The following is a 24,825-nucleotide window of genomic DNA, read 5'->3' as shown; positions in this document are numbered from 1 at the left end:
AAGATGCGGTGCAATAGAGCAGACGGCGGCCGCGGTCCCTGCGGCGCCGGCCTTCCTGTCGGCGCGGCTTACTCTTGCTCTTCGGCCTCGGTTTCCGCCGCCTCTGCTGCATCCTCTGCGGCGACGTCATCCGCGCTGGCGGCATCTTCCATACCCATGGCGGATTTGGCCTGGTCCTTGGCCATGCCGGCGGCCTTGTCCACCGCGCTGTCGACGGCCTTCTCCTTCATGCCGTCCATGGCGGCGCCGGTGATCGGGTCCGACGCGAGCAGGGCCGTCGGGGCCAGGGCCAGGGTCAGGACCATGATCAGGACCGGGGTCAGGACCGGGGCGCCGCCGAGGCGCAGCAGGCTGGGGGCTTGGGTGTTCGGCATGTCGCTCTCCTGTTGTTGGGGATAGTCGGAAACGGCGTGCATGCACGCCTTGGCGGATGACAACACGCCGGGTGGAGAGAGGCCAGCGCTGTCGGTGAACTTTGTCGTCTGACCACGTACATGTCGTCCGCCAATCGCCACCCCGATGGGCTTCGCTGGTGCCGAGGCTCTGCCCCGGCACCAGGTCTTGGTGGTCTACACCAGCGGCCGCCAGTCGCTGGCCATACGGGAAACGCCGGCAGCCTCTTGAGCCCGGCGCAGCAGGATTTCGGCCGCATCGAGACCCGCACGCCGGAGCTGCTGGACACCGACCTGCAGCCCTTCCTCTGCAACGCCTGACACAGCGGGCGCTAGGGAGGCGCCGCTCAATCGGCGCCTCCCTACTAGGTTGGGAAATGCGCCTACAGATGCCGACAGCCCGCGTAGCGCCGCCGAGGGGCGGGGTTTACACTCAGGGTCCATGTCAGAGGAGCGGCGAGTGGGGAGATCCGCGCCGGCAGGTCCCGCTTGGCCGTCCTCCGAGGAGCTTTTTTCGACACGCATGGCTAGGCTTTTGGCAACGATGCCCTCGGAGGCTCTTTCCGCGGAGGCAACAGATGGCGAGCACGAACAAGCTTTACGAACAGGACTACAGCGCTTGGGCAAGGCGGCAGATCGAGCTGCTGAGCAAGAGACGGTTCGCCGACCTCGATATCGACCACTTGGTGGAGGAGCTCGAAGACATGGGCCGCAGCGAGCGGAACGAGCTTGAAAGCCGTTTGACGATCCTGCTCGCGCATCTGCTCAAGTGGCAGTTTCAATACGCGGCGCTCTCGGAGCGTTGGAAGGAATTCAAAGGCGACAGTTGGCGCTCGACCATCATCGAGCAGCGTGATCGGGTCGCCAAGCGACTTCAGAAGTCCCCCGGTCTTCGCGCCGAGCTGGCTGCGCTGGCCGCGGAAGCCTACGCGGATGCCATCGGACTCGCCAGCAAGGAGACTGGCCTCCACCCCGAGGTTTTCCCCCCGGACTGCCCGTACGCAATGGAGCAGATTCTAGACGACGCGTTCTTTCCAGAATCTAGCGTGTAATCGGGGCTGCGGGGCACAAGCGGCAGCCGTGGAACGCTGCCCGGTCCGCGGGCAGTGCCCCGAAGCAGGCGCGCAGGTGCTCCATGTAGCAGACATGATGATAGCGACTGGTACTCGGGACGAAGCCGTTTGCGCACCTCTTTTGACATCCGTACGCATACTCGGCTACTGCGTTGCGCATTGCCCCAAGAGCCCTTGCTCGTTCCTCCCGCCAATTGCCATCCAGATCGGCTTCGCTGGTGCCGCGGCTGCGCCAGGAAGGCCATGACTTGGGTAGCCCGCGATCCGGGCAGGGCTTGCTCGGTCAACGCGAGCGTCCCCGCCGCCGGCACGCGCGTCACTCGGTTGACAAACCGCGGTTCTCATGTCCTTGCGGCGAGCTGTACGATTTTGGCTGAATAACGGCTTGCTCACGAGTCGACGGTACCGCGTCTTTCGTCGATGATAGCCGCCTGCTCAATCCGGGCCTCGGTCCCGGTGGGCCGAGGAGACCGGTCTCCTGTGTCAGGCCAGTGGCCGCGCTCGCAGACACTCGGCCCTTGGCCCTACCGGCGCCTGACGGAGGACGGGGCAGCGTCAATGTCAAGCGTCTACAAGCAGGAGTCGCCGTCACGCAATCCAGGCCGCTCACGAGCGGCCGTCGCGCACATCGAAGACGCTCAAGGAGCAATCAGATCGCATGGCTACAATGGGCCCCGACGCGTTGCATCCCGACGCGCCTCATCACTTGCCATTCTTCATTACCGCCCCCGGTGCCACGGACACGCTCATGGTTGCGTCGGGGCTCTTCCTGCTCACGGCCCTGATCGGCGTCGGTGTTCTTTATTTCAAGCTGCACGCTTTACCGGAGCAGATGGCGCACAAGGGGCAGAAGGTCCAATTCGAGCTGGTGGCAGTGCTGGCGCTGCTGGCGTTGTTTACCCACAACCACGCCTTCTGGATCGCTGGCTTGCTGCTGGCGTTGCTGCCGTTACCGGACTTCACGACACCGCTTCGCACCATTGCCAGCTCGCTCGAGGCGATTGCGAGCAAGCCTGTCCAGCAGGCGCAGGGCGCCCGGGACGACGCCGCCGGCGCCGAGCTGGATCATCAGCCCCAGCAGTCTGCGCAGCACGCGGTTGCCACGGAGCCGAGCCCCGGGCACGGCGACCAGCTCAGGAGCTGATCCATGTTGGAAGTGCTTCTTTGCTCCCTGGTCACCGTGCTGCCGGACTACTTGTTCCGCCGCTATGTCCAGGGCAAGCGCATCGGCCGGGAGATCACGCTGTTCTCGGTGTGGTACGAGCTGCGTTATGGCATCACGCTCTGTCTGCTGCTCACCCTGAGCTTGATCACGGCCATCTTCTATTTCCACCCGTCGACGACGGCTGCCGCTTCGGTGTTCCGCTCGGTGACCATCCTGCCTGAGATCACCGGCCGCGTAGAGGAGACGTATGTCGGCATCAGCCAACGGGTCCAGAAGGGCGATCCACTGTTTCGCATGGACAGCTCCCGGTTCGAGGCAGATGTTGAAACGGCGCAAAAGCGGGTCGCTGAGATCGACGCCCAAGAGGCCGTCCTCAATGCGCAGCTTGCCGAGGCGGAGGCAAGGATCCAGCAGGTCCGCGGAGGTCTGAAACAGGCGCAGGACGAGTTCCAGGCGCGCGCGGACGTGGAGCAGCGAAGTCCGGGCTCTGTTGCCGCGCGCGACGTACAGCGCTTCGAGACCCAGGTCACCACGCAGCAAGCGGCCGTGGCAGCCGCAATGGCTGCCCGCGATGCGCTGCTCATGCAGCTCGAGACCCAACTCCCCGCGCAGCGGGAAACCGCGGTTGCGGCGCTGAAGGAGGCAGAGGTCGAGCTGGGCAAGACGTTGATGGTCGCCGGCACCGATGGGGTCGTGCAACAGTTCACGCTGCGCCCCGGTGACTTGGTCAACGCCATGCTCCGCCCCGCGGGCGTACTGGTGCCGGATCACAAGGTCGACACCTTGCTGGCCGGATTCAGCCAGCTCGAATCCGAGGTCATCAAAGAAGGCATGGTCGGCGAGGTCGCCTGCATGGCCAAGCCCTGGCAGATCATTCCGGTGCTTGTCACAGGGGTCCAAGACGTCATCGCCAATGGGCAGGTGCGGCCGACGGACCAGCTGTTCGACATCCAGCAGTTCTCAAAGCCAGGCACCATCACCGTCCTGCTGGAACCGCTCTACCAAGGTCAGCTGGCGGGCCTGCCCCAAGGCGCCATCTGCGCTGCGAACCTCTACACCAGCAGCCATGACAGGTTGAGCTCCGATGACTTGGGCCCGTTGCAGCGCGTCGCCCTGCACGCGATCGACACCGTCGGTGTGGTTCACGCGATGCTGTTGCGCATTCAGGCGTTGCTGCTGCCGGTCAAGACGCTGGTGCTAAGCGGTCACTGACACGCGTCGCAGGACCTTGCCGCAAGGGCCAGTGTCCACGCGGATGCGATCGGTTGCGCCCCAGCGCCTCCGCAGGGTCCTCAGGGTTGGACGTTGAGCCCACCGCGGGGAGAGTGCGAGCGGCTGAGCGTCGCGCCGGTGCACGTGGTGTCTGTCCCGATGACGAGGGCATCATCGACGCCAAGACCGGCGCCGGACCGCATCGGCTGGACTACGGCTGGTGGATCGCGCGCTGGCCGCTGACCGTCGCGCAGTGGCGCGCCTACCTCGACGGCGCCGGTCGCGAGGCGGAGGACGCGCGCTCATTGCGCGGCCCAGCCAACACCCCGGTGGTCTACGTCTTCTGGCGCGAGGCCATGCGCTGCGCCGACCGGCTCACCCAGCACTGGCAGCGCCGGGGGCTGTTGCCGGCCGGCTGGCGGGTGACGCTGCGCTCCGAGCCCGAATGGCAGCAGGCGGCCCAGGGCGGCGAGCGCATCCCGGCGCCGGGGGCGACGCTGATGCGCACGCTGACCGAGCTCGCCGCGGAGATCGGGCGCGACCCACCGCTCGCGGCCAACCCCGAGCCGCGGCGGCGCTATCCCTGGGGCGACGAGGCGGATTCAGAGCGCATGAAGCCCGCTTCCGCGGCGCGTGGCCCGAGACGCGCCGCGGGAGCGGCGGTCACCCCGTGTCGGCGCCGGAGCGCCGGCACGATCTACACAGTCAGGGTGATCAGCTCATGCCTCAGCTGATGCGCCGGGCTGATGGGAGCGGCCTCTGGCTGCGATCTGCAGGCGCAGATGGGTTCTGCCCAATTCGTGGCGGGATGCCGCTCCCATCACCGCGGAGTGCCGCTGCCTGCAATGGCTGAGCTCTGGCGCTGATCACCGATGGCAGCCCCGCGTGGGCGCTTTGGGGTCGGCCTGCGCTCTGCTTCCTGCTGAAATTGGGACGGCCGTGCCCCCTGTGTCAGGCTGGTTGTCGCGACTTGGTATCACCAGCGGTATCATGCGGGTATGACCAAGGCCGACAAGCTGCTCGCGCGCATGCGCACGAACCCGCGAGGCTGGCGTATCGAGCAACTGGAGTCGCTGGCGCAACGCTTCGGCATCCAGGTGCGCAAGGCGGGCGGCAGTCACTTCGTGTTCCTCCATCCTGACTGCGAGCTGGCCGTCACGGTGCCGTTCAAGCGTCCCATCAAACCTGTTTACATCCAGCAGTTTCTGGCCCTGCTGGAAGAGCTGGGAGTCGACCCATGACCGAGCTGCCCAAGTACCCGTTCGAGATGCGCCCGCTGTCCGAGGAGGAAGGCGGCGGCTGGCTCATAGCTTTCCCGGATTTGCCGGGCTGCCTGTCTGACGGCGCCACGCCGGAAGAGGCCATCGAGAACGGCAAGGATGCCGTCGCGGCCTGGCTCGACGCCGTTCAAGCCGCAGGGCGCAAGGTGCCACAGCCGGGCGATGCCTTCAGTGGCCGTTTCGTCACCCGCGTGCCGCGCAGCCTGCATGCCCGGCTCGCCGCCCGCGCCCGGCTGGACGGCGTCAGCATGAACACCCTGGTGGCGAGCTATCTCGCCGAGGGGCTGGGGCGCAGCGCCTCACAAAGCTGACCCCGAAGCGCGCAGCCGTTGGGGGCGCATTGCCGCAGCTGCTCCGGCAGCCCGCCCAAGCCCACGTGGAGCGGATCAAGACGGCACATGACGGACAAGCAGACCCATAGCATCCAGGCCCGCAACGGCGGCGCCGCCGTCGGCACGGTGCATGGCGCCGTGACCATCAACAACATTGGCGTGCCGGCGGAGCACGCGGCGCGGCTGGCGCGGCCGGGCCCGCTGCCGGAGGCACAGGCTCCTGCTGAAATAGGTCACGCCGGGTAGCCCTTCGAAATGGTCGTCGGCCGTGACGAGCTCCACCTGATGCTCTCGGGCGGTGGCGTAGATGACGGCGTCGGCGAATGCGAGCTGTGAAGGGCTCGAACCGTCCGGCGAGGTCGACGTCGGTGAGCCACTCGATCCAGGCGCAGGTGTCGACCGGGGTCCTTCAATGCGATCCAGACGTTCTGAGCGATCGCGCCAGCCGGTCGGATCTTTGCCTTTGAGGGCGCCCCGCATCGATTCGAGAGAGCGGATGGGCATCAGCACGATGGTGCCGTCTTAGGAATGACTGCAAACTGCCGTCCGGCGTTCAGCTGCATCTCATCGCGAACCCGCTTTGGGATCGATAGCTGAAACTTGCTGGACAAGGTGACGGAGGTCATGGGCTGGCTCTTACGGATCGCACAATACGGCCACGGCATCGGCTCACTGTCGGCTCGGCCTGACCTACGCCCCCCACAGCGCCGCAAGATCAATGGCGGCGGCATCGAAGGGCGGGATGCGTTGGTGCAGGACGCCGGTGAAGGTGCCGGTGTCCTGCCAGGCGCCGTTGGTGAGGCGGCAGGTCTCGATGCGGCGTGCGACGGGGTCGATGAGCCAGGCGTAGGGCACACCGAAGCGGGCATAGATGGGCAGCTTGATCTCCCGGTCCTTGCTCTGTGTGGACGGCGAGAGGATCTCGCAGATCCAATCGGGCACGATCTCGAAGCGGTGGCCCGCCGGCACCCGCGGCATGCGCTCGCGCCGCCAGCCGGCCAGGTCCGGCACGTCCACTTCCATGTCCCGCAGGAAGTGCAGCTCCGGCTCCGGCAATATCCACCAGCCGCCGGGGCCACCGCGGCCGCGCTGGAAGGGGCCGTACAGCTCGCCGCTTACGACCGCCGCCGCCAAGGCGTGGATGCCCGTCCGGCGCGGCTGGGTGTGGAGCTGGCCGTCGAGGATTTCGCCGATCAGCCCGGCGGGCAGTGCTTCCAGCTGCTCATACAGGCTGCGCCGGGCCGGGCGCGGGTGGACTTGGGCGTGCGTTGGTTAGGTCGGCATAGATGTCCACGAAATCGGCATACTTCAGCCGCTTGTCGGTCCGGGCCGTGCGGGATCAAGATGCAATCATCCCGTACGACAACGCGCCAACGTCCCGAACCTACGACCCGGTGCCGCAAAGCGGCTCATCGCACAAACCCGCGGCCAAGCACCATGTCGATGCCACGCAGAATCGCATCGAGGCGTGCGCGAGCCAGCCTGCCGACGCACTCATCGAGCGAATCGCGATCAAGGGTCATGATCTGGGAGACGTTTGCCACCGAGTCCTTGGTCAGGCCGGTCTCCTCGGTTGCGAGGATGACATTGCCCGGCGCGTCGGCCCACTTGAGATTGCTGGTCAGCGCGACGCAAACCACCGTGCGGATCAGGCTGGCGTTGAAGGCGTCGCATTGAACAACGACGACAGGTCGACGATAACCCGGTTCGGAACCGACAGGATCAGCCAAATCAGTCCACCACACCTGACCCTGCTGAATCATGCCGGCCCCTACCAGTCAATGCTGGCTGCGGTCTTGCGGGCGGCGCGACGCGCGAACGCCTCGTCGGCATCAGGGGCATCGATTGAACTGCAGACGGCGTCGAGTCGAGCGGTGACGGTCTGCTCGTCTATCCGGCGGAAATGCTCCGACAGCACGCGCGCGCAGAGCTGATCGGTCGGCAAACCGCACTGTTTGGCCTCATGGGCTGCCTTGGCATAGAGATCGTCCGGGATGGAGATTGTCAGCTGCATGATGCGTAGATAGCCGGATGGACTGTCGGCAGCAGCGTACCAAAGCCCGAGATCGTCCATCTGGCGCTGGCGCCCCGGGGTCGAGCCGGGGAGGTCGCACCGCGCGCGCAGCGGAGAAATCGGGGCCGAGGGAATGGGGTCACCGAGGGAATGGGGTCACGTCTCACATGTAACAGGACAGGTGAGCAAGCCCCCGCTCACACCCCGCTTGTGTGCAATGTGAGACCTGGCCCCGCGCCCCGTGGCCCCGCGGCCCGTGGCTTGTCAACCGGGGATCGCCGCGAAGGTCCGGGATCGATGCGGCGCGCGCAGGCAGCCGCCGGCGCGGGCGTCGGTGCGCCCGGAGGCACCGCCGGCGTCGCCTCTGCAGACCCGCAGATTGCCGGGGTGATGGGCCGACGGGCGCAACTGAAGCGCCCGTCCATCACCCGGCGGGGTCCGATGCTGAGCCTCGGGTCGCCCCGAGGGATTGCCGTTCGCGGTAGAGCCCGGTATCCACTGCGTCGGCCATCGCATCGCTGTCTAGGTCGCGGCCGAGGAAGGCCGCGATACGGGCGCCGGCGCGCCGCGGCTCGGCAATGACCTCGGCATGGTCGACCTGCAGCGTGCGGATATGGGGCTGCGCGGCCAGCCAGGCGCGGACCTGGCTCAGCTGGCGCGTGAAGGCGCTGCCCAGGTCCGCCGCCGCTGTGGGCGTCTGTCCATTGTCTTTGCGCGCCAGCATGCGGTGCTGCGAAGTCAGCACCTCTTCGAGGTCCCGCTCCATCAGGATCACGCGGTAGCTGTGACCCGCCGGCAGGAACGGCAGCAGCTGGGCGACGATCTTCACGCCCTTGTTGTGGGCGTCGGCGAGCCAGGCAGCGTCGGTGCGCAGTCGGGTGGCCGCCTCCAGCTCATAGTAGCCGCGCGGGTTGCTCGCGTCGGCCTCGCGGCGGCCGTCGGTCAGGATCGGCAGGCCGCCGGCGGCGAGCATCTGCATCATCATCGAGGTGCCGGAGCGGGGCAGGCCGGAGACCACGACGATGCAGTCCTGGTCATCGAAGCTGCCGGCATCGTCAGTGCCTTGTCCATCGTGGACGGCGACCGCCGGGACGGCCGGGCCGTGGCTGGACGCCGGATCGGCGCCCTGCGATTCGGCGCTCGCCGGCGGCGCGGTGCTGCGCCGCCGGCAACGCGCCATTGCCAGCTGTGCCTGCTGCTCCGCGGCCTTCTGCGGATCCGACAACAGGCGCCGGTAGAGCCACAGCAGGAGCCGATGGGCGCGGGTGAAGCCCGGCGCCTGGGTCACCGCGGTGCGCCAGGCCTCCTCGGCGCGGCGCGGCTCGCCCAGGCGCACCAGCGCGAGCCCAAGCACATAGTGGGCCATGGGGTAGTGGAAGCGCAGCCAGATGGTCTCCAGGGCCAGCTCCGCCGCGCGCTCGGTGCGACCCTGATGCAGCAGCGCGATGGCCAGACCAAGGTGCGCCTGGGGGCTCAGGTCGTCGATGTCGAGGGCGGCGTCGAAGGCCTGCTCCGCGGCGCGCCAGTCGCGCAGCGCAAGGTGGGTCTCCCCGATCAGGGTCTGCAGCATGGGCCGGCGCGGTGCGCCCTGCCGGGCTCGCTCCAGGACCTCCAGGGCCTCGCGGTGCAGGCCCTTGGCGCCGAGCGCCCAGCCGCGCAGATAGTCGAGCTCGCCGAGGTTGAGCCGGGCCAGCGTGCGCCAGTCCTCGAGCTGCCCCTTGTCATCGTCGGACAGGCGCTCGGGGTCCAGCGGCGTCTGCGTGTCGTCGTCGGCGATGCCCTGGTCGCGGCGCAGGCGGGCGATCTGCTCGCGGGCGTCGTCGGCGGCGGCGCGCCGGTGCGCGGAGAGGCGCTCGACCAGATCCAGCAGCGCGTCGGCCTCCCCCAGGCTGCGGTGGCACAGGCCGAGCTGGATGCCGTAGCGGTATTGATCCGGGGCGTCCCGATACAGCGCCTCCAGCAGCGGCAGCGCCTTGCGCTGCAGCCCGCCGTCGATGTACGAGCGCGCCAGGTTGTAGCGCAGCTCACGCTCGGTGCGCTGCACCGCCGCCGCCGCGTCGTCGCCGGGCGGCTCGATGTAGCCCAGGGCGACGAGCTGGTCCAGCGCGGCCTTGGCGGCGATGGGGTTGAACTGCTCGGTCTCTCGCAGGCGCGCGTCGTTGCCGCTCACCGCGTCCCAGCTCGGGATGCGCTCCAGCGGACCCGGCTCGGTGAGCGCCTGCACCAGGGGCTTGCCGTCCATGTCCGCGCCGCAGGGCAGCCCCAACAGGCTCAGGATGGTCGGCGTCACGTCCAGCAGGCTGGCGCCGTAGATGAGCTGATCCTGCACGACACCGGGGCCGGCCATGGCCAGCATGCCCAGCTCGCGGTGCTCCGCCGCCGGGCCGGCGGGCTCCTTGGGCAGGCGCACCGGCCGCAGGGCGTCCGGGTGGAAGCCGTGGTCGGAGCAGATCCCCACCGTGGTCTCGGGGCCGGCCAGGTCCAGCAGGGTGCCGAGCATCATGTCGTGGAAGCGGTAGGCCGCCTCGACGACGCCGTGGTAGAGGTTGAAGTCGGCTTCCGGGATGTGCTCGCGCCGCGGCGGGTGGTACTTCATGAAGCCATGGCTGAAGTGGTCGATGGCGTCGTAATAGACGGCGCACAGGTCCCAGTCCTCGTGGGCCATGAGCCAGGTGGCGGCGTTGTGGACGGAGGTGCACTCGGCCAGCACCTTCATCACGGCGGCCAGGCGCCGATCCTTGTCCTGGTCGATCTCCAGGGCCTTGGGCACGAACGGCAGCACCTGCGACGGCTCCAGCTCGCTCGGGTGGAAGCGCAGCCCCGCCAGGGTCTCGGTGAGATGCGGCGGGTGCACGGTGCCCGGCGGCATGGGCCAGGGCTGGTCCAGCGGACCCACCGCGCGCTGGAAGTGGTTCGAGACCATGACGCCGTCGATGGGCTCCGCCGGCCAGCTCGGCCACCAGCCGACGACGAGGGAGCGCAGGCCCTGTTGATTGAGGATGTTCCACAGCGCCTTGGTGCGGCGCGAGCGCTGCGAGACCGGCTGCACGGCGCTGCCGTCCGGGGTCACCTCCTGAAAGCCCAGCACGCCGTGCTTGTAGGGCCGCTTGCCGGTGGCGATGGAGGTCCACAGCATCGGCGACAGCACCGGGCGCAGCGTCATCAGGTTGCCCATGGCGCCGCGCTCGACGAGACGCGCCAGGTTCGGCATCTTGCCCTGGTTCATCAGCGGGTGGATGACCTTCCAGTCGGCGGCGTCCCAGCCGATCAACAGGACCTTGCGCTTGGCGCGGGCGGGGCTTGTGGCAGGCATCAGCGGCTCGATGGGGTCAGTCAGGCGTGCGCAGCGGCCGGCCGTGCCGGCCGCCGATGCAATGCTCCGGGCGTCGACGGCGCGGGCATGGGGTATGGGCATCGGTACCGACGGGGCAGCGCCGGCGGGCTGGGCGCGCGCCGGCGCAGCAGGGGCCGGTGCGGTCACTGGCCCCGTGATATCGAGCGCGGATCGGCCCGAGGTCAAGCGGCGTCGGCGTACCGGGTCTGATGCGCGGGGCAACGCCCGGGCCGTTGGTCATGGCGCGGGCGTCGTCGCTGGGCTCGCGGGAAGGATCAGGCCGCGGCCTGTGCCTCGCGCTCCTTGCGCTTGCGCCGGCGATAGGCGGCAACGGCCGGGAAGCCGCCGGCGAGGGCCAGCAGGCCGGTGGACGGCGCCGGAACGCCGGTGGCACCCATCTCGATCTTGGCGCCGGTGTCGTCGTAGCCCCAGTCGACGACCTCGACATAGCCGCTGGTGGGGCCGGTGATAAAGCCCTCGAGGCGCATCCAGCCGTAGTTGTCGGTGCCGGCGTTGTCGAAGCGGAAGGCGAGGAAGCCGCCGTTGTTCCAGCCCGCCGGGTCGTAGCCCGTGCCGGCTTGGAAGTTGCTGAAGTTCACGTCACCGAAGCCGGCCGTGGTGGTGCCGATCATATCCCAAGTCTCGCCGGCGAGGCCCCGATAGCCGCCAAAGCTATTTGTGTACGAAAAGTTTCGAAAGTTCGCGCCGTAAATGAAGAGGTAGCTGGTGGAAGAATTGAAAGAGATGTCCGTGAGCGTCGTCAGCCCCAGCTCGTCGGTGATGTCGACGGACAGGAACGTCTTGCCGGACGGGGCCTCGGTGCCCGTGCCCCCCACGCCGACGGTGTCGTTGACGCTGCCGGTGACGATGGCGGCGTTGGCGGCGGGGACCGCGGCGGTGGCCGCGAGCGCGGAATAGCGGGCAAGGGTCGTTGTCAGGCGGCTGCCGTCTGTGGGATCTGACTGCTGCATGGCTGCGGTCCTCGGTTGCGTCGGCAATTGAAGCGGGTGGTGTCGGGCAGTCCGAGCGGCTCGTCTTCGACTGGGCAGGATTTGCAATGCGGCCTGGTGGGTCTGCCGATGTGGCTGACACTCGAGCACGTAAGTGCGTCGACTGTAACGCCAACCCAGGTGTGGCCGTGGCTGCCACCCTGCGGAGACCGGATCAGCACTGTATGCCGCTCTCCCGCCCGCACCCGCCTCGGCGTTGGCTCAGACCGCCGCAAGGAAACCAAACATCAGTGGTTGTGGCAAGGGCGGCATAGTGCCTACTACTCCTCCCGGCCTGAGGCAAACCCTGACCTAATTCCTGTGGCGTGGGCGCACAGTCGGACGGTCACCACCCCGGAGCAATGGTGGCGCGATGGTTGAAATCGCGGCGAAAATCCGAGCGAGCTGCCAGCGCCCCCGTTGTACTTCCGGGCTGGCAGCGCGGCTATCCCGGCGGGACCATCGCTTCACAAATGTTTACAGACAGCTCGGCGCGGTGGCCGGTTAGCCTGGGGCGAAGCGCAAGCCTGCCGCCGAGACACGCGCGCGTCGGGGCGCCCGGTCCAGCCTTTGCCTTCAATCTCCGGACACCGCTGATTGTTGATGCCTGAGCCGCCCTTCCGCCGCGCGCGGTTGATGTCCGATGCGGAGCCCTCGCGGGACAAGTGTCTGAGTGGCGGTGCCCTTGTGGGAGCGGCATCCTTGCCGCGACGACTCCCAGCGCCTGTGCCGCGTCCGCAGGGTTGGACGTTGAGCCCACCGCGGGGAGCGTGCGACCGGCTGCGCGTCGCGCTGGTGCACGTGGTGCCTGTCACGGTCGGTGCCTCGGCAATGGGCTACGCTGTAACTCTACGGGACATAAAGATCTCACACGGTGAGGAGGGTAGGCCAGGCCCCGCACCGCGCACCGCGCACCGCGCACCACGCACTACGCACCAGGCACGATTGGACTCCCCATGTACGCAAGACTCACAGGCGAAGACATTGCCAACCGGGTGGACGGGCCGCTGTTGTTCCTGCAGCGCAGCGTGGACGTGGGCCTGAACGAGGCCGTGGAGGTGGAAGACGCGGGCGGTGCCGTGCGCCTTGGGCGCATCGCGGCGCTGGATGAGGACAGCGTCACGGTGGAGATGCTGGACGACACGGCCGGCCTTCGCATCGACGGCACACGGGTGCGCTTCTTCGGCGAGCCGCTGCGCTTCCACGTCGGGCCGGGCCTCTTGGGCCGGATCTTCAACGGCGTCGGCAAGCCCCTGGACGGCGGGCCGCCGCTGGCGGCGCAGCAGGCGTTTCGCGTCGACGGGCTGCCGCTCAAGCCCTCCGCCCGGCAGGCGCCGAGCGAGTTCCTGGAGACGGGCTTCACGGCCATCGACCTGATGAACGCCCTGGTGCGCGGGCAGAAGCTGCCGCTCTTCTCCGGCGGCGGGCTGCCGCATGATCGCATCGCCGTGGACATCGCCTGCAACGCCCGGCTGCCGGGGGCGCAGCGCGAGCGCGGCGCGGCGGATGCCCGCGGCGATGAGGACTTCGCCATCGTCTTCGCCGGCATCGGCATTCCCCACGGCAGCGCCGAGTTCTTCCGCAGCTCGCTTGAGCAGAGCGGGGCGCTGGCGCGCACGGTGCTGTTTCTGAACCTGGCCTCCGATGCCAGCGCCCAGCGTCTGCTGACGCCGCGCTTCGCCCTCACCGCCGCCGAGTACCTGGCCTTCGAGGAAGGCAAGCATGTGCTGGTGATCCTCACCGACCTCACCAATTACTGCGAGGCGCTGCGGGAGGTCTCGGCGAGCCGCGGCGAGGTGCCGAGCCGCAAGGGCTACCCGGGCTACATGTACTCGGACCTAGCGACCCTGTACGAGCGTGCCGGGCGCATCCGCGGCCAGGCGGGCTCCGTGACCCAGGTGCCCATCCTCACCATGCCCAACGACGACATCACCCATCCTATTCCGGACCTCACCGGCTACATCACCGAGGGTCAGCTGGTGCTGGACCGGGAGCTGCACCGCCGCGACCTGTATCCGCCCATCAAGGTGCTGCCGAGTCTGTCCCGATTGATGAAGGACGGCACCGGCAAGGGGCTCACGGATCCGGACCACCCGGCGCTGGCGGCCCAGCTCTATGCCGCCTATGCCCAGGCGCAGCAGACCCGCATCCTGGCGAGCGTCGTGGGCGAGGAGGGGCTGTCGGAGACGGACCGGCTGTATCTCGCCTTCGGTGAGCGCTTCGAGACCGAGGTCATCGCCCAAGACGGGCGCCGCAGCCTCCACCAGAGCATGGAGGCGGGCTGGCAGGCCCTGCGCGGGCTGCCGGAGCAGGAGCTCACAAGGCTGTCGGATGCGCAGATTCGCGCGCACCTGGCGGGTGCCCCCCGGCAGGGCCCGGCCGAGACCGAGAGCGAGCGCGCCGAGGCGACAGCCGCCACCAGCGCGCCCGCCTGAGGCGAAGGCACAGGAGCCGGGCCATGACCGACCGCGAGCTGGTCCCCACCCAGAGCGCCTATCTGGAGCTCAAGGCGGAGCGCGCCGGCATGCAGGAGGGCTACCGCTTCCTGGACGAGAAGCGGCTGATCCTCGCCGGCGAGATCCTGAGCAATCTGCGTGACTACGACGCCACCATGGCGCGCTGGCGCGAGGCCGAGACGGGCGCCCGGGAGGCGCTGCGGGCCGCCGTCGGGCGCCATGGGCTGGACGAGCTCGGGGTGTATCCGCCCGCTGCCGCGGACTGCGGGCTCGCCACCAATAGCCGGTCCGTGCTGGGGGTGCGGATCGAAGCGCCGGTGGCGGCCGGTGTCGGGGATGGCGATGGGGCCTCGGCGCGGGCGGTTGGATCGGGTGGTGGGAGTGGCGAGCTCGCTAGCGACTCCGATCGCGATCCCGATGCCGATGTCGAGAGGGGAGATCGGGCTGGAGCCGTTGCGATTCGCAGCCCGGAGGCGGAAGCGTGCCGGGCGGCCTTCGCGGACCTGATGCCCCTCGCGGCGCGGCTTGCGGTGCTCACCGGCAACCTGGAGCGGCTGCGGGTGGAATACCTGCGCACCTCGCGTCGCGCCCGCGCGCTGGAGGATGTGCTGCTGCCGGAGATCGATGAGCGCTTGGGCGTCATCGACAACGCCCTGGAGGAGCAGGAGCGCGAAGAGGCGGTGCGGGTGCGCCGCGGGGCCGGCTGAGCCGTTCGGCTTGCCGGGGTCTGTTTCACGCAACCGGGCTGCGGGGCGCGGTGGCTGTGGGAGCGGCGTCCCGCCGCGATGAGGGCTGCCTGCGCGCTGGAAGTCGTCGCGGCAAGGATGCCGCTCCCACGGCGCACGGTGGCTGTGGGAGCGGCGTCTCGCCGCGATGAGGGCGGCCTGGGCGCTGGAAGTCGTCGCGGCAAAGATGCCGCTCCCACGGCGCGCGGTGGCTGTGGGAGCCGCGTCCCGCCGCGATGAGGGCGGCCTGGGCGCTGGAAGTCGTCGCGGCAAAGATGCCGCTCCCACGGCGCGCGGTGGCTGTGGGAGCCGCGTCCCGCCGCGATGGGGGCGGCCTGGGCGCTGGAAGTCGTCGCGGCAAGGATGCCGCTCCCACGGCGCGCGGTGGCTGTGGGAGCGGCGTCCCGCCGCGATGAGGGCTGCCTGGGCGCTGGAAGTCGTCGCGGCAAGGCTGCCGCTCCCACGGCGATGCCCGTCGTGGGAGCGGCGTCTCGCCGCGATGCCTGGCGCGCGCAGCGCCAGCGCCAGGACCAGCACCTCATCCGCGGGCCGCCGCCAAGCGGTGGACGGCATGGGCTCGTTCCCCCAGGACTTCTCATCAACTCCGTTTATGACACGTCCTTGGCGATCCCTTCACACAGAACATACGAGGTCGGACTGAGGGACGAAGCCCGACATCGCACTAGTCGGAGGACTCGGCGGACGCCGCGCCGTCCTCGGCCTGCACGCGCTTCATGGCCTGGCTGCGGGCGTAGCGCTGGTAGTTCCAGCCCTGCTCGTAGACCCGGTCGGTGACGAAGCCGATGCTGTTGTGCATGCGGCTGTTCAGCACCACGGCGTCCGTTGCCAAGACGCGGCGGCCGTCTTCGGCGAAGAAGGCCAGGGCCGGCAGCTGGGTGAAGCCGAGCTCGGCGTACCAGTCCTGCGGGTTGGTGCGCGCGCCGGCGGGCGTCAGCACCGGGGTCTCGGCATCGCCGGCATCCAGGCGTACCACGTCGAAGCCCGCCAGCTTGTCCCGGATGCTGTCGTCGCCGAGGACTTCGTTATGGAAGCGCGGGCAGCGCTCGCAGTCGGCGCCCTCGAAGAGCACCAGCAGTGGGCGCTCCGCCGGCATGGCCTCGTTGCGGGCCAGCGCGTGGGGCGGGGGCTCGAACAGCGGGTCGCTCGGCAGCGTCCAGCCGGCGGCGGCATCGGCAGCGGCGTCGGTCTGCGCCAAGTACTCCCGCAGCCCGATGCGCCGGTGATGCCCCTCCACCAGGTAGTCCAGGACCTTGGCGAAGCGCTCCGGGCCGTAGTAGCCGGTGAGCTTCACCAGCGCCTCGCCGTCGGTGTCGTAGAACAGGAAGGTGGGCGCGAACTCTACCCCTGCGTCCAGCGCGAACTGCTTCACCCGGGTCGTTTCGCCGCTAAAGTCCGTCAGCTCCGCGTCGGAGAAGATCTCCAGGCCGATGGCGTCGAAGTGCTCGCGCAGGCGCTCGGCGATGGCCGGGTCGCCCAGACTCTTTTCGATGAACAGGTGGCAATAGGAGCAGCCCTCGGTGCTGAAGAACAGAAACAGCCCCTGCTTGCCGGCCTCCGCGGCCATGGCGGCGTCGTCCGGCAGGTCCAGGAAGCTCGCCTTGAACCAGTCCGGGTACTGGATCTGCATGATGGCGGCGTCGTCGAAGTCCGGGTCCACGGCAGCCGCCGCGACCGGCAACAGCAGCAACCCCGCCAGCAACCCCGCCGCGAGCCGATACCCCGGCGGCGGTCTCAGGTGGGCTAGGGCTGAAGCCGGGCGGAAGGACGTCGCTGGATTCATGGCATGACCTGTGGAGAGCAGACGCTGGGGCCGGAACGGTAGCACCAGCCAGCCCTACCTGGGAAATGGCGGACGTCACGACGCCGGATTGCGCGGTTTCCGGCCCGCATGCCGCGCAGATGAGCCGTCCCGGGGCAAATCCCCCAGCGCCCGGGTGTCATGCCGAGCCTGCCGCCGGCGCGCTGCGGCCTTCGGGGCGGGCAAAGGCGCCGGCGGTGCTGAGACAGCCGAGCGGCACCACCAGCAGCGTCAGCGGCACGGCGATGATGGGCCCGAACAGCAGCGACACGGCCATGCCCTGGAAGACGGGGTCGAACAGGATGGCGACGGCGCCCGCCATCATGGTCAGGTCCGTCACCCACACCGGGCGCAGGCGGGTCTGTCCGGCCTCCACCAGGGCGTCCTTCACATTCGCACCACGCAGCACCGCCTGCTGGGCGAAGTCCACCAGCAGGATGGAGTTGCGCACCTCGATGCCGGCCAGCGCGATGAAGCCGATCATGGACGTGGCCGTAAACTCCGCCCCCAGCAGCCAGTGCCCGGGCAGGATGCCGATGAGGGTGAGCGGGATGGGCGCCATAATCACCGCCGGGTGCACGAAGTTGCGGAACTCCGCGACCAGCAGGACGTAGATGAGCGCCAGCGCGGCGATGAAGGCGAGGCCCAGGTCGCGGAAGGTCTCGTAGGTGACCGTCCATTCGCCGGCCCACTCGAAGCCGCTGCCGGCGGCGGGGTCGGGCGGGGCGGTGAGGGTGCCGCCGGGCAGCTCGGCGGCGTCGAGCATGCCCTCGACTTGCAGCATGCCGTAGATGGGCGCCCCGAGGCGCCCGGTCATGCCGGCGGTGACGTATTCCACCGCCCGCAGGTCCTTGTGCCGGATGACCTCGGGCTGGCGCTCGCGCTGGAAATCGCCGAGCGCCGCCAGCGGGACGCTGCCGTCGCCGGCGGCCACCGGCAGGTTGCCCAGGCGCGCGATCTGCGAGCGCTCCCCCAGCGGCAGCTGCAGCACCAGGTGCACCGGCTCCTGATCCGTGCCCTGCTCGACGGCGCCGAGCCGGTGGCCGCCCATGGCCATGGCGAGGGTTTGCGTGACGCGCGACACCGGCACGCCGTAACGGCTCGCCTGCTCGGTGTCCACACGGAAGTGCCAGCGCTCGTGGGGCGCGCGGAGGCTGTTGTCCACGTCCACCACGCCTTTCGCCTCCTCGAAAAAGCCGGTGAGCTGCTCCGTCAGCGCCCGGCGCGCCGCGCTGTCCGGGCCGTAGACCACCGCCACCAGGGTTTGGCGCACCGGCGGGCCGGGCGGCATCTCCACCACGGCCATGTGGGCGCCGGCGTCTTGTGCCAGCGGGCGCAGATGCTCGCGGATGGCCGCGGCCAGGGCATGGCTGCTGCGCTCGCGCCGGTCCTTGTCCAGCAGGCGGATTTGCAGGTCTGCCTGCCAGGGGGCGTCGCGCAGGTCGTAGTGGCGCACCAGGCCGTTGAAGTCCACGGGTGCCGCGGTGCCGATGTGCGCCTGCACCGAGCGCACCTCCGGCAGCGCGCGCACGGCCTCGGCCATGCCGTGGGCGGCGTTGGCGGTCTCGGCCAGCGCGGTGCCCTCCGGCAGGTCGATGATGACGTCGATCTCGCGCTTGTTGTCATAGGGCAGCATCTTGACGCTCACCGCCTGCAGCGGCAGCAGCGACAGGGCCGCCAGGAAGGCCGCGACAATGCCGGCGAGGAAGCCCCAGGCCACCGCCCGGCGCTCCAGCAGCGGCAGCAGCAGCGGGCGGTAGGCGCGGGCCAGCAGATGCTGGACTCGGCGCTCGCGGCGGGCGGCGCGCTCCAGGGATCGCACCCGCGGGCGCAGCCGATAGGCGAGCCAGGGCGTGAAGACGAAGGCCGCCAGCAGCGAAAACCCCATGGCCACGGAGCCCAGCACCGAGATGGGGCGCATGTAGGGGCCCATCATGCCGGTGACGAAGCCCATGGGCAGCAGCGCCGCCAGCACCGTCAGCGTCGCCAGGATGGTGGGGTTGCCCACCTCGCGCACGGCGTCCACCGCGGTGGCGGCGGAGGTCTCGCCGGCGGCGAGCCAGCGGCGGAAGATGTTCTCGGCCACCACGGTGGCGTCGTCCACCAGGATGCCGATGGAGAAGATGAGCGCGAACAGGCTGACGCGGTTGATGGTGAAGCCGAGCATGCCGGCGGCCCAGACCGTGAGCAGGATGACCACCGGGATCACGGCCAGCACCACCAGCGCCGGGCGCAGCCCCACCGCCAACAGGGTCAGCACCGATACCGCCGCGGTGGCCCCCAGGAGCGAGCTCAGCAGCTCGTTGACCTTGGCATTGGCGCTCTCGCCGTAGTCGCGGGTGATCTCCACCTGCACCGAGGCCGGGATGACCTGGTCTTGCAGCGTCGCCAGGCGCTCGCGCAGCGCCCGGGTCACGGTGACGCCGTTGGCCCCCGGGGCCTTGGCGATGGCCAGCGTCACCGCGGGCGCCGGCGCCTCCGCGGTGCGGTCCTCGCCCGCTGCGGCGCCCGGGTAATGGAGCAGCGCCTGCTCGGGCTCTGCCGGCCCGTCCGTGACCCGGGCGACATCGGCGACATAGACGGGTGTGCCGCCGCGGTGGCCCACCACCAGCCGGCGCACGTCCTCGGCGCTGTCGAGCTTGGCGCCGGCGCTCACCGTCAGGCGCTCGCCGGCGCGCTCCACGGCGCCGCTCGGCTGCTCCGCGTTGGCGCCGCGGACGGTCTCGGCGAGCTGGGTGAGGGTGATGTCGAAGCCCTCCAGCTGCTCGGGCTGCGGCTCGATGGTGATCTGCCGCGGCCGGCCGCCGACGATGTAGCCGGCGGCGGTCTCCGGCACGGCTTGCAGGCGCTGGAGCAGATCGAAGGCCAGGGTGCGCAGGGCGGCGTCGTCGAGGTGCCTTGACCAGAGGGTTGCGGCAAACACGGGCACGTCGTCGATGCCCTTGACTCGGGCGCGCCAATCCGTGACCCCCGGCGGGATCAGCTGGGTGTGGGCGCGGATCTTGTCGCGCACCCGCACCACGGCCTTCGCCATGTCGGCGCCGACGCGAAAGCGCACGGTCACCAGTCCGCCGCCGCGCCGGCTCTGCGCGTAGAGGTGCTTGACGTCCGCCAGCTCGCCGAGGATGCGCGCCAGCGGCTCGATGGCCTGGCTCGCCACCTGCTGGGCATCGCCGCCGGGCCACTGCACCCGCACGTCCACCATGGGCACGGAGATGTCCGGGTCCTCCTGCCGCGGCGTGGTCCAGAGTCCGAGCATGCCGATGGCGAGGGTCGCGATGAGCAGCAGCGGCGTCAGCGGCGAGTCGATGCACCAGCGGGCGATGCGCCCGGCGGGGCCGAGGCCGTTACCCGGCCCGCTGCCGCCGCCCCGCGGAGGCCCCTGCTGGCCCTCTTGCGCGTCGGGCGGTTGTGCGTTGGTCGCGGCCATGGCGTTATTGCTCTTCGCCGTCACGCTGACCGTGGGCGAGATGAATGGCCTGCGCCGCGTTCACGAGGCCGATGTGACTGAATGCCTGCGGGAAATTGCCGAGCAGCTCGCCGGTGTCCGGCGCCACCTGCTCGGCGAGCAATCCGACATCGTTGGCGCAGCCCGCCGCGCGCTCGAACAGCCGCTCGGCCTGCTCGATCTGGCCCGCCATGGCCCGGGCCTGGGCGAGCCAGAAGGTACACACCAGAAACGAGCCCTCGCCGCCGGGGAGGCCGTCGTCGCAGCGGTAGCGGCGGATGAAGCCCCGCTGGTCCGCCAGCGCGTCCTCCACCACGTCCAGGGTTGCCAGCACCCGCGGGTCGGTGGCAGGGAGAAAGCCGACGATGGGTATGAGCAGCGTCGCCGCATCCGGCTCGTCGTTGTCGAAGGCTTGGGCATAGGCGCCGAGTGGCTCGCTGAAGCCCTGCTCTAGGATGGCGGCGCGGATCTCGTCCCGGGCCTTGCGCCAGTGCGCCTTGCGTGGTGCCGGGTCCGTGTCCGGCAGCAGCAGACGGGCCAGCCGCACGGCCCGATCCAGCGCCGCCCAGCACATGAGCTTGGAGTGCAGATAGTGCCGCGGGGCGGTGCGCATCTCCCAGATGCCGTGGTCCGCCACCTGCCAGCGCTCGGCGGCGGCGTCCGCGATCTCCGCCAGGAAGCGCCGCGCCGTCGGGCTCAGCTGCACCAACTGCTCGCGCAGGCGGTGCGCGGCCAAGAGCACATTGCCGTAGCCGTCGAGCTGACTCTGGGACCAGGCGCCGTTGCCGATGCGCACCGGCCGGCTGTCGCGCCAGCCGCGCAGGCGGGGCAGCTCGCGCTCGTGCAGGTCGTGCTCGCCTTCGATGCCGAACACCACCTGCAGGTTGCCGTGCTCGCGCACCTGGAGCATGGCGGTGGCGCCGAGGAAGTCGAAGAAACGGTGCGCCTCCATGGGGCAGGCGGCCACCCAGAGGGCATCCAGCGTCAGGCTCGCGTCCCGCACCCAGCTGTAGCGATAGTCCCAGTTGCGGCTGCCGCCGACACAGGTGGCCAGCGAGGTGGTGGGTGCGGCGACGATGGCCCCCGTGGGCTGGTAGCCGAGCCCCTGGAGCACGCGGCCGCTGTGGCGTACCAGCGACTGCCAGGGTCCGTCGTAGGCTTGATGGACGTCCGACCAGGCCTGCCAGGCGGCGCGTGTCGCGGCGAGGCCGTCGCTGACCTCAGCCGCGCTCAGCGCCGGCGGCGCGCCGTCGGCGGTGGCGCTGTGCTGGAGCCCCAGGCACAGGCGCTCTCCCTCGGTGAGCTGCACGCGGGCGGCCGCGCTGCACTCGCCGAGCCACCACTCCATGTCCACCGCCTCACCGTCGCCGCGCGTCAGACCGCCGGACAAGCGCAGAATGGACGCGCCGCCGCGGGTCAGCAGTCCGCCCTGAACGGGCTCCAGCAGCGGGCGGATCAGGCCGTACTCGGGCCGCGGCTCATACTGGACATCCAGGGTGACATGGCCGGCGGTGCAGACGAGCTCCCGCAGCAGCCGGTGCGGAGCGCCGAGCCCCAGGCTGTTGGCCTGATCCTCGGTGCCCATGGCCAGGGCGTCGCGCAGCGTGACGCTGCCGTCGCGACAGCGGAAATCGGTCTCCAGCACCAGCGACTGGAGTAGATAGCGCCGAGCGATGGCCTGCGTGTCCCGAGGACCGACGCGGAAGTGCCCGGCATCGGCGTCGAGCAGGCCCGCGAGCTGGGCCGGTGAATCGAAGCGCGGCAGGCAAAGCCAATCCACGCTGCCGTCGCGATGCACCAGGGCGGAGCCGTGCCGATCCGAGAGCAGCGCGTAGTCGGCGATGGGGCGCGCGCTCATGGGCGCCCCCACTGCCGGCGATGCCAGCGGCGGCAGGCCTGCGAATGGCCGCGCGCTGATCCCGTGGCCGTGTGGGCCGGTTGGCGCTGCGTCTGTGGGTGCATGCGTCCTCCTGCGAGCAGCGGGCTGATGCTTGCCCGGTACTCGCGGAGCGCAAGGGGTGTGCCAGAGCAACAATGGCGTCTGCGGCGTCGCCGGGGCAGGGCGGCTGGGGCAAATGCCCCGAATCGGCGGGAAATGGCCCGTCCGGGCCGGTGCGCTCGCTAGGGAAAGGGCGGCGAGCCCGCGGGATCCGGGCCCAGCAGCAGCACTTCGGGGTGGCGCTCAGCGACCTGCGCCTCCACGCGCCTGACCTCGGCATCGTCGAGGTCGGCGATGATGATCAGCTCGCCTCGGCGCAGCGCATCCGCCTGAGCGGCCAACGGGTCCTGCGCCCTGGGGCCGCGGCTCAGCTGCCAGCCGGCACCGAGGGCGGCGCCGACGAGGGCGAGCAGGAGCAGCGAAAAAGGCTCTATGGCGCTGAACAGCAGTACGCCCAGAGTCGGCAGGGCCAAGGCACCGATCACTGCCGGCACAGCCACGGCCAACGCCGGCGGCCACCAGCGCTTCGCCGCCACCGGCAGGTCCGCCGGGATGCGCCGGCCGACGACGCGCAGCCGCTCGGCGTCCGTGCCGAGCTCGAGCAGCTCGCGGACGAGGCGTGCGCCGTTGTCCGGATTGCGGGCGCGGATATAGATCGGTGTGGTCATGGAGGCTCCTGTATCGGGGTCGCTGCGTGGCCTCGGACGGGCCGGGACGGGGCTCCTATGTCACAGTTAAGCAGGGTTCATGCCGCCCGGCACCATGGGCGGCAGTCCGTAGTGGCGGGCGAGGCGGGCCGAGCTGGCCTCGAGTCCCCGGCTGCCCACCCAGACTAACGCCGTAGCGACCGCTAGGGTGGCGAGCAGGGCGGGCAGGGACAGGGACATGGGTCGGCTCCGGCCGGTTCGCGATCAGTGCTCCTTGCTGCCGGCGGCGGCCGGCCCAATGGGCTTCGGCGCGAGACGCCGGCAGGCGGATCAGCTGCTGCCGCCGGATTTGTCGCGGCCCATGCCGCCGCCCATGCGGCGCTCGCCCATCTCCTGGCGGTGGCGTGACTGCGCCTGCTCGAATTCGTCCGGCCCGACGCTGCCGTCACCGTCCAGGTCGAGGTCGTCGAAGTCCGGTGCCCGGGAGACCATCCGCATGCGATAGCCCTGCTCCGAGCGCTGCGCTAGGCGCTCGGCGCGGGCCTGGAAAAACTCGTCCTCGGTGATGGTGCCGTTGCCGTTTTGATCCGCCTCTTCGAAGCTCATGGGCTTGGGCATCTGTGGCTTGCCCTGCGCCAGCACCATGGGCGTCGCGGCCAGCGGGCAAGTGCTCAGGGTCGTCAGGATCAGCGCTTTGCGAAGCATGCTGCACCTCCTAGAAGTTGCAAAAAAACATTGCGTGAGAACGCGTTGGGGCTCAGCCATTGTTAAGCAAAGGCAATGCCAGCCCGCGCATGGCTGCAACGGGCGCCTTGCCGCTGCGGCCTTCCCTGTATGCCTGTGGCCGCCGTGTAGCAGATCCCCCGGCGGTGGTGGTGCTGCACCAGCCGAGCGACCCTTAGGGGGCGATGCTCCGTCGCGGATCGGCAGACGCGGCCAGTGCAACGCCGTGGCAGCTCGTCAGCACCGTTGCAGACGGTCTCCGGACGCTGGCGATCAGTACCCCCGGCGCTTGCGCTCTGGCGCAGCCTGCGGCATCGTCGGTCTAGCCTGTAAGGCGTTGATTGGTGTAAGGCGCGAGCTTGATGCCCTCCGATCCCGCTGCCGAGCCAAGGTACCGCCCGCCACCGGCGCTGTATCCGTTCCCCAGCCGTTGGTGCGACGTCGCCGGGCATCGGCTGCACTATCTGGACGAAGGCCCGATAGAGGCCGGACCGACAAAATCGGCTGCGGACGGCCCGGCCTTGCTGTTCCTGCATGGCAATCCGAGCTGGTCCTTTCTTTATCGGGATTTGATTCGCCAGCTGCGCGGGCGCTGGCGCTGTGTCGCACCGGACCTGCCGGGGCTCGGTCTTTCTGCGACGCCGCCTCGGGCGTTGCGGCCGGCCGAGCATGCGGCGGTGGTGGCCGAATTCCTGGACGCCCTGGGCCTGGACGACCTGGTGCTCGTGGGCCATGACTGGGGCGGTCCCATCGGGCTCGCGGCGGCGCTGCGCCGGCCTGCGGCGGTACGCGGTATGGTGCTGGCCAATAGTTTTGCCTGGCCCCTGCAGGGCTCCTGGCGCATGCAGGTCTTCTCGCGTCTGGCGGGTAGTTGGGCGGCGGCGCTGGCGAGTCGGTGCTGCAATGCCTTCCTCGCCGTGGGGCTGCGGCTCGCCATCCGCCGGCGGCCCATCGAGCCCGCGGTGCTGGACGGTTACTTCGGGCCCTTTCGGGCACGCGCGCGGCGTCGGGTCATGCAGCGCCTGGCTCGGGAATTACTGGCGAGCCGGGAATTTCTCGCGGCGCTGGAGCGCGACCTGGGCACGCTGGCGCAGCAGCCGGCGCTGCTGTGCTGGGGCGGGCGCGACCCCTTCATCGGCGCCGCCGAGCGCCGGCATTTCGAGCGCCTGTTCCCGCACCACGACACGCTGGTACTGCCGGCGGCGGGGCACTTCGTGCCGGAGGACGCCCCGCAGGCCATGGCCGGCGCCATCGCTTCCGCCGTTGCGCTATGGTAG

Annotated in this window: 22 protein-coding genes; 10 read left to right on the top strand and 12 right to left on the bottom strand. The window is 69.7% G+C overall.

What is annotated here, in order from left to right; translation table 11 throughout:
- Positions 1 to 68: 68 nt before the first annotated feature.
- Positions 69 to 374, bottom strand: coding sequence for a hypothetical protein (locus tag CKO31_RS07570; protein WP_200235565.1), 306 nt, complete (start codon positions 372 to 374; stop codon positions 69 to 71).
- 596 nt (positions 375 to 970) lie between these two features.
- Between CKO31_RS07570 and CKO31_RS07565 the strand changes: the two genes are divergently transcribed.
- The 7 genes from CKO31_RS07565 (at position 971) to CKO31_RS26735 (ending at position 5,700) form a co-directional block, all read left to right on the top strand.
- The gene (locus tag CKO31_RS07565; RefSeq protein ID WP_200235563.1) at positions 971 to 1,444 is read left to right on the top strand and encodes a DUF29 domain-containing protein; all 474 of its coding nucleotides are present in this window, start codon (positions 971 to 973) and stop codon (positions 1,442 to 1,444) included.
- 727 nt (positions 1,445 to 2,171) lie between these two features.
- A complete protein-coding gene (locus CKO31_RS07560; RefSeq protein ID WP_242475225.1) occupies positions 2,172 to 2,609 on the top strand; it encodes a hypothetical protein in 438 nt (145 codons plus the stop codon).
- A 36-nt stretch (positions 2,610 to 2,645) separates the two neighbouring features.
- On the top strand, positions 2,646 to 3,842 hold the full coding sequence (locus CKO31_RS07555) for an HlyD family secretion protein (protein ID WP_322789107.1): 1,197 nt from the start codon (positions 2,646 to 2,648) through the stop codon (positions 3,840 to 3,842).
- 113 nt (positions 3,843 to 3,955) lie between these two features.
- Complete coding sequence (locus tag CKO31_RS07550; RefSeq protein WP_200235559.1) at positions 3,956 to 4,576, top strand: SUMF1/EgtB/PvdO family nonheme iron enzyme; 621 nt, start codon at positions 3,956 to 3,958, stop codon at positions 4,574 to 4,576.
- A 264-nt stretch (positions 4,577 to 4,840) separates the two neighbouring features.
- Positions 4,841 to 5,083, top strand: coding sequence for a type II toxin-antitoxin system HicA family toxin (locus CKO31_RS07545; RefSeq protein WP_200235557.1), 243 nt, complete (start codon positions 4,841 to 4,843; stop codon positions 5,081 to 5,083).
- Positions 5,080 to 5,433 (top strand): type II toxin-antitoxin system HicB family antitoxin, encoded by a 354-nt coding sequence (locus CKO31_RS07540; RefSeq protein ID WP_200235555.1) that lies wholly within the window; start codon positions 5,080 to 5,082, stop codon positions 5,431 to 5,433. The genes CKO31_RS07545 and CKO31_RS07540 overlap by 4 nt, the downstream gene beginning before the upstream one ends.
- A gap of 87 nt (positions 5,434 to 5,520) precedes the next feature.
- A complete protein-coding gene (locus CKO31_RS26735; RefSeq protein WP_242475233.1) occupies positions 5,521 to 5,700 on the top strand; it encodes a hypothetical protein in 180 nt (59 codons plus the stop codon).
- Positions 5,701 to 6,144: 444 nt separating this feature from the next.
- On the opposite strand, the gene CKO31_RS07530 is transcribed toward CKO31_RS26735, so the two are convergent.
- The 5 genes from CKO31_RS07530 to CKO31_RS27185 all read right to left on the bottom strand — a co-directional run bounded on the left by CKO31_RS07530 (position 6,145) and on the right by CKO31_RS27185 (position 11,773).
- Positions 6,145 to 6,672, bottom strand: a complete 528-nt coding sequence (locus CKO31_RS07530) for a Uma2 family endonuclease (RefSeq protein WP_306341719.1) — start codon at positions 6,670 to 6,672, stop codon at positions 6,145 to 6,147.
- A 191-nt stretch (positions 6,673 to 6,863) separates the two neighbouring features.
- Positions 6,864 to 7,217 (bottom strand): type II toxin-antitoxin system PemK/MazF family toxin, encoded by a 354-nt coding sequence (locus tag CKO31_RS07525; RefSeq protein WP_200235553.1) that lies wholly within the window; start codon positions 7,215 to 7,217, stop codon positions 6,864 to 6,866.
- Between the two features lie 8 nt (positions 7,218 to 7,225).
- Positions 7,226 to 7,528: a hypothetical protein gene (locus CKO31_RS07520; RefSeq protein ID WP_200235551.1), complete on the bottom strand. Its 303-nt coding sequence runs from the start codon at positions 7,526 to 7,528 to the stop codon at positions 7,226 to 7,228.
- Positions 7,529 to 7,892: 364 nt separating this feature from the next.
- Positions 7,893 to 10,781: an alkaline phosphatase family protein gene (locus CKO31_RS07515; RefSeq protein ID WP_200235549.1), complete on the bottom strand. Its 2,889-nt coding sequence runs from the start codon at positions 10,779 to 10,781 to the stop codon at positions 7,893 to 7,895.
- A gap of 296 nt (positions 10,782 to 11,077) precedes the next feature.
- On the bottom strand, positions 11,078 to 11,773 hold the full coding sequence (locus CKO31_RS27185; protein ID WP_200235547.1) for a hypothetical protein: 696 nt from the start codon (positions 11,771 to 11,773) through the stop codon (positions 11,078 to 11,080).
- A 974-nt stretch (positions 11,774 to 12,747) separates the two neighbouring features.
- Between CKO31_RS27185 and CKO31_RS07505 the strand changes: the two genes are divergently transcribed.
- Entirely contained in the window at positions 12,748 to 14,226 is a 1,479-nt protein-coding gene (locus CKO31_RS07505; protein ID WP_200235545.1) for a V-type ATP synthase subunit B, read from the top strand.
- Between the two features lie 23 nt (positions 14,227 to 14,249).
- Complete coding sequence (locus CKO31_RS07500) at positions 14,250 to 14,954, top strand: V-type ATP synthase subunit D (protein WP_200235543.1); 705 nt, start codon at positions 14,250 to 14,252, stop codon at positions 14,952 to 14,954.
- 700 nt (positions 14,955 to 15,654) lie between these two features.
- Here the strand turns inward: CKO31_RS07500 and CKO31_RS07495 are convergent.
- The 6 genes from CKO31_RS07495 to CKO31_RS07470 form a co-directional block, all read right to left on the bottom strand.
- Positions 15,655 to 16,773, bottom strand: a complete 1,119-nt coding sequence (locus CKO31_RS07495; protein ID WP_200235541.1) for a thioredoxin fold domain-containing protein — start codon at positions 16,771 to 16,773, stop codon at positions 15,655 to 15,657.
- 157 nt (positions 16,774 to 16,930) lie between these two features.
- On the bottom strand, positions 16,931 to 20,221 hold the full coding sequence (locus CKO31_RS07490) for an efflux RND transporter permease subunit (RefSeq protein WP_200235540.1): 3,291 nt from the start codon (positions 20,219 to 20,221) through the stop codon (positions 16,931 to 16,933).
- 4 nt (positions 20,222 to 20,225) lie between these two features.
- Positions 20,226 to 22,097: a glycoside hydrolase family 15 protein gene (locus CKO31_RS07485; RefSeq protein WP_200235538.1), complete on the bottom strand. Its 1,872-nt coding sequence runs from the start codon at positions 22,095 to 22,097 to the stop codon at positions 20,226 to 20,228.
- Between the two features lie 263 nt (positions 22,098 to 22,360).
- A complete protein-coding gene (locus CKO31_RS07480) occupies positions 22,361 to 22,846 on the bottom strand; it encodes a hypothetical protein (protein WP_200235535.1) in 486 nt (161 codons plus the stop codon).
- Between the two features lie 66 nt (positions 22,847 to 22,912).
- Positions 22,913 to 23,065: a hypothetical protein gene (locus CKO31_RS07475; RefSeq protein ID WP_200235533.1), complete on the bottom strand. Its 153-nt coding sequence runs from the start codon at positions 23,063 to 23,065 to the stop codon at positions 22,913 to 22,915.
- Positions 23,066 to 23,155: 90 nt separating this feature from the next.
- Positions 23,156 to 23,530, bottom strand: coding sequence for an EF-hand domain-containing protein (locus CKO31_RS07470; protein ID WP_200235531.1), 375 nt, complete (start codon positions 23,528 to 23,530; stop codon positions 23,156 to 23,158).
- 380 nt (positions 23,531 to 23,910) lie between these two features.
- On the opposite strand from CKO31_RS07470, the gene CKO31_RS07465 reads away from it, so the two are divergent.
- Positions 23,911 to 24,825, top strand: coding sequence for an alpha/beta fold hydrolase (locus tag CKO31_RS07465; protein WP_200235529.1), 915 nt, complete (start codon positions 23,911 to 23,913; stop codon positions 24,823 to 24,825).

The organism is Thiohalocapsa halophila, assembly GCF_016583825.1.
GTDB classification, from domain to species: domain Bacteria; phylum Pseudomonadota; class Gammaproteobacteria; order Chromatiales; family Chromatiaceae; genus Thiohalocapsa; species Thiohalocapsa halophila.
The sequence above is the reverse complement of the archived record's forward strand: the minus strand, read 5'-3'. Positions and strand labels throughout refer to the sequence as shown.